The 356-nt window shown below is 66.3% G+C and carries 1 protein-coding gene; it reads left to right on the forward strand.

The genetic code is table 11. The features are described 5' to 3' along the window. On the forward strand, nucleotides 1-356 hold a 356-nt coding region (locus EN850_RS34400; RefSeq protein ID WP_210238044.1), incomplete at both ends, for a hypothetical protein.

Consider the following 356-nt stretch of genomic DNA (forward strand, 5'->3'; position numbering starts at 1 on the left):
CGCGCCCCGGACCAGCTGCCGGCCCTGCGAATCGAGGTGACCGGCATGGTCCCCGCTTCGAACCTGGCCGAGTGGAAGGAGCAGGCCATCGCCGTGTTCCAGGGCATCAGCACCGAGCTGGTGAGCGACCAGGATTTTGCCGATGCCGAGACCACCGTGAAATGGTGCGGCAACATCGAGGAACAGCTGAAAGCGGCCAAGCAGCACGCCCTGAGCCAGACCGAGAGCATCGACCTGCTGTTCCGCACGATCGATGACATCGCGGCCGAGGCTCGGGCCAAGCGTCTGGACCTGGAGAAGCTGGTGAAGCGCCGCAAGGACGAGCGCCGCACTGAAATCGGCAACGCCGCCCGCCG

Source organism: Mesorhizobium sp. M8A.F.Ca.ET.207.01.1.1, assembly GCF_004794715.1.
Classification (GTDB): domain Bacteria; phylum Pseudomonadota; class Alphaproteobacteria; order Rhizobiales; family Rhizobiaceae; genus Mesorhizobium.